The organism is Nocardia tenerifensis NBRC 101015 (assembly GCF_000308715.1).
GTDB lineage: Bacteria > Actinomycetota > Actinomycetes > Mycobacteriales > Mycobacteriaceae > Nocardia > Nocardia tenerifensis.
Genome location: NZ_BAGH01000607.1, coordinates 48,584 through 58,270 on the forward strand (window position 1 = coordinate 48,584; position 9,687 = coordinate 58,270).

The window sequence follows — 9,687 nt, forward strand, 5'->3', positions numbered from 1 at the left end:
CAGCGGCCAACAATGAATTGGCGTATTCGAGATTACTCCTGTCGTCGCGGTTCCTCAGGGTTTGCGGCCGATCCCACCGAGCATGACCATTCGAGTCTCCGGTAAGCCGGGGCGCAACCACTGCTGCACCGGCACCACACCGGGTTCGAGCAACTCGAAGCCGGCGAAGAAGGCCTCTGTCTGTGCCGCGGACCGAAAGGAGACTTGAGCTGACGTGTCGTGGGTGCCGGCGAGCACCTGGAGTATCTCCGGGGCGGAATCGCTGGAGCCGTGCGTGATCGCCAGGTAGCTGCCGGGCGCCAACTGATCGCGGAAGGCGGCGATGATCTCGGCGGGATGTTCGTCGTCCATCACGTAATGCAGCACGCTGACGAGCGTGACGGCGACGGGCTCGCCGAAATCCATCAGGCGCTGGCTCTTCAGTTGATCGAGGATATCGAGGGGTCGACGTACGTCGCCCAGCAGAGCTGTGACACCACGTGGTTTGGCCAGCAGCGCGTCGCAATGAGCGCGTACGACCGGGTCGTAGTCGACATACACCACCCGCGCCGACGGCTCGATCTCCCGAGCCACCTCGTGCACGTTGGGCGAGTTCGGAATACCCGAACCGAGATCGAGGAACTGACGGATACCGGCTTCAGCGGCCATCTCGACCGCCTTGAGCATGAAACTGCGGGTGAACCAGGCCAAGGTCTTGATTTCGGGTGCGCGAGAAAGCATGCGATCGCCCATATCTCGGTCGATCTCGAGATTGTCCTTTCCGCCCAAGAGATAGTCGTACACGCGTGCGGAATTCAGCTGTTCGGGGGTGAATGGTCGCGGCGTTCGGTCGTGCTCCGGCGCTGGCCCTTCGGTTCCTTGAACCACGGTGTAACCGTAGCTGATCGCTACCCGGGCAGGTCCTAATCCAGATATCTGTTGCCTGGATGTGGTGCGTTGCCGGGAGAGGCGCCGCTCCGCGCGCCCGAACCGGCCCCTCGGTTTGTGCCGTCGCCGAACCATATTCGGACACAACGTGATTGAACACACGGCACTTGCTTTCGGCAGCTCGTCGCTGGTCGGGCTCGGCCGTGCGCACGGCACTGTCGAAGAATTCGTCGTCGCGGGTTTCGCCGTTTCACGGGTCTGTTCGAGCCAAGGCGACTGCGTGTGCTACCGCGGACCGCGCTCGGTCGACGGTCGTATAGCGACCTAGACCGCAGGGGGCCGCGACGTCCAACGCGCCGCCATAGGCCGACTCGGCCGCCGCCAGAGCCTGTCGTGCTTGTTCGAGCGGCTGCTCAGGATGCGCGAGTCCGGCGATAACCCGCGTAGCGGCAGGCAATTCGAGGCGTGACAGAGGCGCGTAGTATCCCGGCCGGGTCGGCGCTTGTTTGCCGTTTCCGATGGGCATGTGGAGGAAATCGAGATGCCGGCCGGCGGGCCAATATCGCGCGATCGCGTTCGCCAGCGCGACGACCGAGGCCGCCGATCTCGGCGCCACGACCGGTTTGTCGCCGAGGCTCCCGTAGCACAGGTGCACTCCGAAGCGGGAATCATGGGGGGCGCGCGCGACCAGGTGCGCGATCGCTCGACCTACCGCGGTGGCCGGTCCTTGTCGCAGGACCGCAGGTGTCTTCGCGCAGAGCAGCGTCTCCGCGGCCAGTTCGAGTTGGAATACGACGTTGTCTCGCAACATCTCATGGATTCGGAGGATCTCCCTGACCGTGGCGTCGAGAATCGGACGGTAGTAGGGAAGCACTCGGTCACCGGGACGAAGCGAGCCTCGACGCAGCATGAGCATCCGCGCCTCGAAAGCGATGAAGCCGATGACGAAGGGCGTTGGTATGCCTACCTGTAAGCGAAGTCCGGGGTCGGTTCGGCGCACGTCGTGCAACGCCGCCATGGCACGCCTGGTCTCCTCGGCATAGCCGAGCGCGGCGTCGACATCGGCCTCGGTCAGCGATCGGCCTGGCCGAAGCCGAAAGGTGTTGCGGGAACGCAACGTCGACCAATCCCCGCGGCGCACGGGCGCCAGTGCCGGGATGCTGTCGAGCCGGTCGACGATGGGTCTGATGTACCACTGGGCGCGATATGGATCGGCTTCACCGCCCGGAACGACGCCGTCCAGGTAGTCGCCGGCCGTGTCGATGGCGAACGCCATCGCACTGTCCGGGCTATCCAACTGTGCGGGCAAGCTGCCCACGAAGTGAATCCTACGCTTAGGCTGCACAGCGTCAGTGTTGCATAACGACTGTTCGGGGGGACCGTCTCGGGGTTCGGCAGGTATTCGACGGCGTGGTGCGGGATGACGAGATCGAATCGCCGACGGCGAGTGGAGACGCGTGGGGGGTCGATCCGTCTGTCTCACAACGGCTTTCGTTTGCCCGATCGGATTGGTGACAGCAGCGGCGTTCACCGTTGTCCGGCCGGTTGCGAGACCTCTGGTCGGAGTCGGCGATCGCGGCTCGTCGCGGGCTCGCGACCTGCGGCGGGAGTCTTTTCGCGATGCTTCTCAAGAATTCAGGCCGCTTGCGCGACTAACAAGTATGACAACGTCGTGGATCACCGAAGGCTGGCCGGCTGTTGCGGGGCGTGCGCTGTGGGGTTCACTTCTTCTACCGGCGTTTATGGTGCTGTTGGACTGGCTATCCGGCTGGGCGCGAGAGTACCCGCTTTGCCACACGACCCGAATGATCGTGTCGAAAGCACCGCGACGCACCGCGGTCATCGGCGGCACCCGCCGACTCGGCGGTGCGGTATCAGCTCATGGTGTGGCCGGAGGACCTGCGCGACGGTCGCCGGCCGCTACTTCGATGGATCCAGCCCGAGAGATACAAGGTAGATGACACGTCGCCATGTCCTGGCCAACGCGGAGCGGAGGTTCGATGATCTGTTCAGGACCTTCTCGCCGGCGGTATTTCGTTTCGCGCGCAGAGAGTTTCGCGGCGACGCCGACCGAGCACACGACATCGTCCAGCAGGTCTTCACTGCCGTCTGGCAGCAGTACGACCGCGACTTCCTCGGCAAGCCCGAGGTCAGAAAAGCGCAAATGATCATGACCATCGCAAAACGCCGGGTGATCGACGAACTACGGCGCACGGAGCGGATCCTGCCGCTCGAGGAGTACGACAACGACACCGTCGTACCGATGTTCGTGCCCGCCGCCGCGAGCGAGAATCCGGCCGAGCGCGTGCTCAACGATGACGACCTCGAGCGTTTCTGGCACGTGCTGACCTGTTGTTTGACCGCGTCGGAGTATCGAGTGGCGTTGATGGCGTGGGATCTTCAGCTGACCGATGCCGAGATCGCGAGCATCGTGCAGACCACAGTGTCGACGGTCTATTCGCACAAGTGCCGTGCACGGCGCAAGGTCTCGATGGTGATGAACCGCGGCGAGGATCGAATCGAGTTCTCTCCGAGTAGTCCGGAAATGAAGCTTCCCGACCGGGAAGCGACACGCGGAGGTGAGACGACGGCATGAAGTTCGTTACGGAAAGGACCGAAAGAGCGGCGGTGGGCACGATTTACCAGGTATTCGTTGAGCTGGACAGTCATCTCGCCCAGCGCGACCCGGAATTCCGCTACGACGTCGAAGCGGGTCTTGCCCGGCTCAAGAACTCGATCGCCCGACTCGAGGCACGTCGTCCCGGCCGCGGTTCGGACGAGCTCGGGTCGCCGGCATACACTTCCGTCTCGACTGACCAGACGTCGGCACTCACGAGCTGGCTGGCAGGCTCGCACGGCTCGCAGATTCATCGGTACTTGCAGGCGCTCAACGTCGCCGGCCTACGCATCACCAGCGCGAACTCGCCAGAGTTCGCTGTCCGTATCGCTGATGGAATCCGCGGGGAGCGCTGGAGATTGAGCTGGCTGCCGGACCGTGCGCTGAGCCTGGCCCAGGCGATCAGCGCGATGGTGCTCGACGAGATTCTGATCGCGCACGAACTCGACAGCGCGACCATGCTCGCTGTCATGGGCGAACTAGCCGCGGATCTGTCGATGCCGCTGACCCAAGCACTCTCGCAGTTGGCATCGATCAAGAAATGGCGACAGAGTCACGCGGCGACTGGGCTGAGCACGTCGACACCCTCGGCGGCGGGCAATGCGCGTCGATCGGTGGAACACGAGGCGCCCGACAGCATCCGAGAACTGCACCCGCCGTGCGTTCCAGCACAGATGCGACCGAGCCCGATGGCGACGTGACGTGGGTCGCGCTGCCGCTGCGCCGTCTCGCCACGTCCGCGCACCGCGTCGAGTCGCTTATGCCACACCGAAGCCGTTGTCCGGCATCAAGAATCGCGTCCGAACGGTACAACCGCTCGGTACGTCGCAACCGCCCATTTCGCGACCCGGATACGGGAGCTCGGCGAGGGCACGCTCGAGTGTCTCTCGGTCGGCGTTCTCGGCCGCGACGCACTGCGACGTCGAGGTGAGTGCTGTCGGCGGGTGCACCAGGTGATCGGCGGGGAGTGCGCCCGAGATGGCGCCGCGGGCCGCGCTCGGTCCAGCCTCGGTTCGTCAGAGGAATACGCGGAGCCTCTCCGGTCAGGTGCGCACAACGATCTGCTGGTCAGATCTGGGCGCCAGGCTGCGGTATCGGGGGAGGACGTCGTCGGGTGCGCCCTCGGCGAGCAAGGTGCCTCGGCTCAGGTAGAGGCAGTGGTCGGCGCGCGCGGCTTCCTCGGCGTCGTGGGTGGCCTGTACGACGGTGACGCCGTCGGCGCTGATTTCCCGGATGGTGCGCGAAATCTCTTGCTGGGTAACGGTGTCCAGGCCGGCGGCGGGTTCGTCGAGCAGTAGTAGCTGGGCCTGCTGGGCCAATGCTTGGGCGAGCAGGGCGCGCTGGCGCTGGCCGCCGGAGAGGGTGTCGAGCCGGCGGGGTGCCAGGTCGGTGATGCCGAGGCGGTCCAGGCAGGTGTCGATGATGTCGCGGTCGGTTCGGCTCAGTCGCCGCCACGGACCGCGGTGCGCCCAGCGGCCCATGGCGACCGTCTGACGCACGGTGATCGGCAATGTCGCGGGCACGGCGGTGTGTTGGACCACGAAGGCCGGCTGGTGGTCGGTGGCCCGCTGGACTGTCCCCGCCGAGGGGGTGAGTACGCCGGCGAGTACCGCGAGCAGCGTGGATTTCCCGGATCCGTTCGCGCCGATGATCGCGGTGACCTTGTCGGAGGGGATCGCGCAGGTCACCGAGTTCAGCACGGGGTGACCGGCGTAGCCGGCGGACAGTCCCGACAGGCGCAGCGCGCTCGGGGTCTGGGTGTGGATCATTTCACCTCACTTGTAATGACAATCGTTTTCATTATACGGTGTGTGCGTGGAATGGTTGTTCGCCCCGTTCGAGGTGGCTTTCGTACAACGGGCGCTGTGGGGCGGCCTGCTTGTTTCCTGCGTATGCGCGCTCGCGGGCACGTGGGTTGTGGTGCGTGGCATGGCTTTTCTGGGGGACGCGATGGCGCATGGCATGCTGCCGGGCGTCGCGGTGGCCTCGCTGGTCGGCGGAAATTTACTGCTCGGCGCCGCGATCAGTTGTGCGGCAATGGCTTTGGGCGTCTCCGCGCTCGGCCGCAACAGGCGGCTATCCGCCGACACCGGTATCGGGCTGCTTTTCGTCGGCATGCTCGCGACAGGGGTGATCATCGTGTCGCGCTCGCAGTCGTTCGCCGTCGACCTGACCGGGTTCCTGTTCGGTGATGTGCTGGCGGTGCGGGAGCGCGATCTGGTGTATCTCCTTGTGGCGCTGGCCATCGCGGCGTTGATCACGGTGCTCGGGCATCGCGCGTTCGTGGCGCTGAGCTTCGATGCGCGCAAGGCGCACACGCTGGGCTTGCGTCCGCGGCTCGCGCACGCGGCACTGGTGGGCCTGGTGACGCTGGCGATCGTCGCGTCGTTCCATATCGTCGGCACGCTGCTGGTCTTCGGATTGCTCATCGCGCCTCCGGCGGCGGCGACCTACTGGGCCAACCGAATTCCGATGGTGATGGTGCTCGCCGCCGTGCTGGGCAGTGTGGCCACGGTCGCGGGGCTCGTGATCTCCTGGCACGCGGGCACGGCGGGCGGCGCGACCATCGCGGCCGTCGCGGTCGCCCTCTTCTTCGTATCCGCGCTGGCCGCGATGCTGCGAGACCGACTACGCAGCAAAGGGTTTCGTACGGCGGCCGTAGCGGCGAGCGCGCTCGCGGTGATCCCGCTGGCCGGTTGTGGAACGAGCGCCGAGACGGCTGCGCCGGTCGAGACCCCGCACGGCTATGTGGCCGGCGCCGAGGAGACCGGCGAGCCGCAATCGCGGCTGATCCTCGCCGACGAGGGCGCGATCAAGGTACTGGATCTGACCACGGAGAAGTTCGTGGACGCGGGCCAGGCCGAGGGTGTGCGCGGAATCGTCGGCGATGGTCGCTACGGCTATGTGCGCCTGGGGAATTCGACGCAGGTGGTGGACAGCGGGGGATGGATGGTCGATCACGGTGATCACGTGCACTACTACCGTGCCCCGGTCCGTGCGGTCGGGACCCTCGCCGGGCGCGTGGTGCAGGCGCACAGCGATCCTGTGCTGACGGCGCTGCTGCTCGAAGATGGTGACACGGTGCTGCTGGATCGTCGCGCGCTCGATGAGGGTTCGATCGTCGAGCGCGGGCGGATCACCGCGGGCGCCGCGCTGCCGTACGCCGGGCACGTGCTGGTCACCGCGGGCGACAAGGTCGAGGTGCGCACCCGCGACAACGCGGTGGTGACCACGATCGCCGAGCCGTGCGCAGATCCGCGCGGCCGTGCGGTGACCCGCCGAGGCGTCGTATTCGGTTGTGCCGACGGTGCTTTGGTGGTGACTGGGCAGGACGGCGGTTTCATCGGACAGAAGATTCCCTACCCGCGCGAGGTCGCCGCCGACCGTGCGGTGGAGTTCACTCACCGCCCCGGCAGCGCGACGCTCACCGCCCGCGCAGGGGAGCGGGGAGTGTGGACGCTCGACGTGCGGAAGAAAAGCTGGGCGCTGGCACCGGTCGGACCGGTCGTCGCGGTGAACACCGCAGGCGAGGGCGCCACGGTGCTCGCCCTGACCCGCGACGGAGTGTTGCACAGCTTCGATCCCGAAACCGCAAGGGAGACAGCCCAGGTCGCGTTGCTCGAACCGCTGGCCGATGGTGTCGCGGCACCGTCGATCCTGGTCGATTCCCAGCGCGCGTACGTCAACGACCGGCCTCGCGGAAAGGTCTACGAGATCGCCTACAACGACAATCTGCGCTTGGCCCGCACCTTCACCACCGATCTCGCACCGACCCACATGGTGGAGACCGGAGAATGAAGACCACCATGCTGCGCGTGTTCACCGCCCTGGCCATCCTCGCGCCACTGCTCGTCGCATGCACCGCCGACGGTGGTGAGCGCACCGGAATCGTGGTCACCACCAACATTCTCGGTGATCTGACCCGTGCCATCACCGGCGACACCACCGAGGTGACGGTGCTGATGGGCCCGAACGCCGACCCGCACTCGTTCGCGGTCTCGGCCCAGCAGGCCGCGAAGCTCGACCGCGCCGCGCTCGTCGTGCACAACGGGCTCGGGCTCGAGGAAGGCGTGGCGCGGCATGTGTCGGCGGCCCAGAGCGCGGGGGTCCCGACGCTCGCGGTCGGTGAGCACGTCGACCCGATCAGCTACACCTCCGACGAATCCGCGGGCCGCCCCGATCCGCACTTCTGGACCGATCCGCAGCGGGTGCGGGCGGCGGTGCGGACGATCGCCGCCGCGATCATCGAGCACGTCGGCGGTATCGATGAGACGGCGATCCGCGCCAACACCGATCGCTACCTGACCGAGCTCGACCAGCTCGACCACTGGGTCGCCGAGCAGTTCGCCGGCATTCCCGCCGAGCGCCGCAAGCTGGTCACCAACCACCACGTCTTCGGTTATCTCGCACAACGTTTCGGCTTCCAGGTGGTCGGGGCGGTGATCCCCAGCGGCACGACCCTCGCCTCGCCGAGTTCGTCGGATCTGCGCTCGCTGTCGGACGCCATCCGGACCGCCGGGGTCGGCGCGATCTTCGTCGACTCCTCCCAGCCCGACAAGCTCGCCCGCGTGCTGGCCGACCAAGCCGGGGTGCGGGTGCAGGTCATCGCGCTGCACACCGAGTCGCTGACCGCGCCGGGCGGCGGCGCGGCCACCTTCCTGGACATGACGCGCGCCAACACCACGGCGATCGTGCGCGGTCTCACCGCACCAAATCCCTGATGTCCCAAGAGAACACGGAGTAGTGAATGCACATGCGGTCCAGAGTCACCACGGCAGTGGCTCTATCCGGAATCGTCGTTTCGGTGGTCGCCCTGAGCGGCTGCGGCACAAGCGATTCCACCGAGTCGGCGGCGCCGGCTCCCGGCGTCGAACCGATCGCGGTCACGTACAACGGGGGCATCTACGTCCTCGACCCGACAACGCTGGCCAAGACCGGTGAGGTGCGGCTGGAGGGCTTCAATCGGCTCAACCCGGCCGGCGACGACCGGCACCTGATGGTGACGGTCAAGGACGGCTTCCGAGTCTTCGACGCGGCCGGCGCGAAATTCACCGGCGCCGAATTCCCCGCCGTCAAGCCAGGTCACGTGGTGCGCCATGCGGGCCGCACGGTGCTCTTCGCCGACGGCACCGGTGAGGTCACCGCATTCGATTCCGCCTCGCTCGGCTCGGGTAAGCCCGCCACCGAGGTCTACCGTACGGCGGCCCCGCATCACGGAGTCGCGGTGCAACTGGCCAACGGCAACCTGCTGGTCACGCTCGGCACCGAGGAAAAGCGGGTCGGGGCCGTGGTGCTCGACGCCCAGCGCAAGGAGATCGCCCGCAACGAGGACTGCCCCGGTGTCCACGGTGAGGCCGCCGCCAAGGACGAGGCAGTCGTAATCGGCTGCCAGACAGGCGCTCTCGTCTACCGCAATGGAACCATCACCAAGGTCACCAGCCCGACCCCGTACGGCCGCATCGGAAACGCGGCGGGCAGCGACGTCTCGCCGATCGTGCTCGGCGACTACAAGCAGGACAAGGACGCCGAACTAGAACGGCCCCAGCAGGTTTCGCTGATCGACACGGTCAGCGGCACACTGCGGCTGGTCGATATCGGCACCAGCTACACCTTCCGCTCACTGGCGCGCGGGCCGCAAGGCGAGGCGCTGGTCCTCGGCACCGATGGTCGCCTGCACGTGATCGACCCGGCGGCGGGCACCGTCACCCGCTCCATCCCGGTGCTCGCGCCGTGGCAGGAGCCGCTGAAATGGCAAGAGCCGCGTCCGGCACTGTTCAGCCGGGGCGGAATGGCCTATGTGTCCGATCCGGCCACCAAGCAGGTGCACCGCATCGACCTGGCCACCGGCGCGATAGCCGCGAGCGCGACCCTGCCCGCGGCGCCGGACGAATTGAGCGGCGTGGTCGGCCACTGATCGGACCACGTGGCTCAGAGTAAACCAGGACATTCGGTCCGGGGCCGCCGAATGGGAATTACCCGGGCCAACGAGGGCCCGCCGTTGCGCGCAAGACGAAACCTCTTCCTGCCCAACAGCATCCGCCGTTCGGAAGCGGCCTCCGTCCGCCTACTGAACTAGGCCCCGCCTCGAAGTCCGGCCGGTGCATTCAGCCCGAGAGGGAACTGGTGGCTGAGGCTTCTCGGGCGATGCCGCCACCAGTTCGTCATGATCGGTTGACCAGCTCCGATGGGGCGAGGTTGATCAA

General features: G+C 66.6%; 8 protein-coding genes. 5 read left to right on the forward strand and 3 right to left on the reverse strand.

Annotated features, from left to right (window positions below; all coding sequences use genetic code 11):
- Positions 1-54: 54 nt before the first annotated feature.
- Entirely contained in the window at positions 55-867 is an 813-nt protein-coding gene (locus ON39_RS42950; RefSeq protein WP_051187846.1) for an SAM-dependent methyltransferase, read from the reverse strand.
- A gap of 250 nt (positions 868-1,117) precedes the next feature.
- Positions 1,118-2,185, reverse strand: a complete 1,068-nt coding sequence (locus ON39_RS42955) for a hypothetical protein (protein ID WP_146251320.1) — start codon at positions 2,183-2,185, stop codon at positions 1,118-1,120.
- Between the two features lie 639 nt (positions 2,186-2,824).
- On the opposite strand from ON39_RS42955, the gene ON39_RS42960 reads away from it, so the two are divergent.
- On the forward strand, positions 2,825-3,463 hold the full coding sequence (locus ON39_RS42960; RefSeq protein ID WP_040742821.1) for an RNA polymerase sigma factor: 639 nt from the start codon (positions 2,825-2,827) through the stop codon (positions 3,461-3,463).
- Positions 3,460-4,185: a hypothetical protein gene (locus ON39_RS42965; RefSeq protein ID WP_146251321.1), complete on the forward strand. Its 726-nt coding sequence runs from the start codon at positions 3,460-3,462 to the stop codon at positions 4,183-4,185. The genes ON39_RS42960 and ON39_RS42965 overlap by 4 nt, the downstream gene beginning before the upstream one ends.
- 342 nt (positions 4,186-4,527) lie before the next feature.
- Here ON39_RS42965 and aztA read toward each other — a convergent pair whose 3' ends face one another.
- Positions 4,528-5,253: a zinc ABC transporter ATP-binding protein AztA gene (gene aztA / locus ON39_RS42970; RefSeq protein ID WP_051187848.1), complete on the reverse strand. Its 726-nt coding sequence runs from the start codon at positions 5,251-5,253 to the stop codon at positions 4,528-4,530.
- A gap of 46 nt (positions 5,254-5,299) precedes the next feature.
- On the opposite strand from aztA, the gene aztB reads away from it, so the two are divergent.
- From aztB to aztD, 3 genes are read left to right on the forward strand one after another with little or no spacing between them, the layout of a single operon-like run.
- Positions 5,300-7,282: a zinc ABC transporter permease AztB gene (aztB, locus tag ON39_RS42975; protein WP_040742823.1), complete on the forward strand. Its 1,983-nt coding sequence runs from the start codon at positions 5,300-5,302 to the stop codon at positions 7,280-7,282.
- A complete protein-coding gene (gene aztC, locus ON39_RS42980; RefSeq protein WP_040742824.1) occupies positions 7,279-8,205 on the forward strand; it encodes a zinc ABC transporter substrate-binding protein AztC in 927 nt (308 codons plus the stop codon). The genes aztB and aztC overlap by 4 nt, the downstream gene beginning before the upstream one ends.
- A gap of 32 nt (positions 8,206-8,237) precedes the next feature.
- Entirely contained in the window at positions 8,238-9,398 is a 1,161-nt protein-coding gene (aztD, locus tag ON39_RS42985) for a zinc metallochaperone AztD (protein WP_040742842.1), read from the forward strand.
- Positions 9,399-9,687: the final 289 nt, after the last annotated feature.

What these genes read in the sequence shown, in the direction of transcription:
- ON39_RS42960 (WP_040742821.1), top strand. Translation starts at nt 2,825, where the DNA reads ATGACACGTCGCCATGTCCTGGCCAACGCGGAGCGGAGGTTCGATGAT.
- ON39_RS42965 (WP_146251321.1), top strand. Translation starts at nt 3,460, where the DNA reads ATGAAGTTCGTTACGGAAAGGACCGAAAGAGCGGCGGTGGGCACGATT.
- aztA (WP_051187848.1), bottom strand. Translation starts at nt 5,253, where the DNA reads ATGATCCACACCCAGACCCCGAGCGCGCTGCGCCTGTCGGGACTGTCC.
- aztC (WP_040742824.1), top strand. Translation starts at nt 7,279, where the DNA reads ATGAAGACCACCATGCTGCGCGTGTTCACCGCCCTGGCCATCCTCGCG.
- aztD (WP_040742842.1), top strand. Translation starts at nt 8,238, where the DNA reads ATGCGGTCCAGAGTCACCACGGCAGTGGCTCTATCCGGAATCGTCGTT.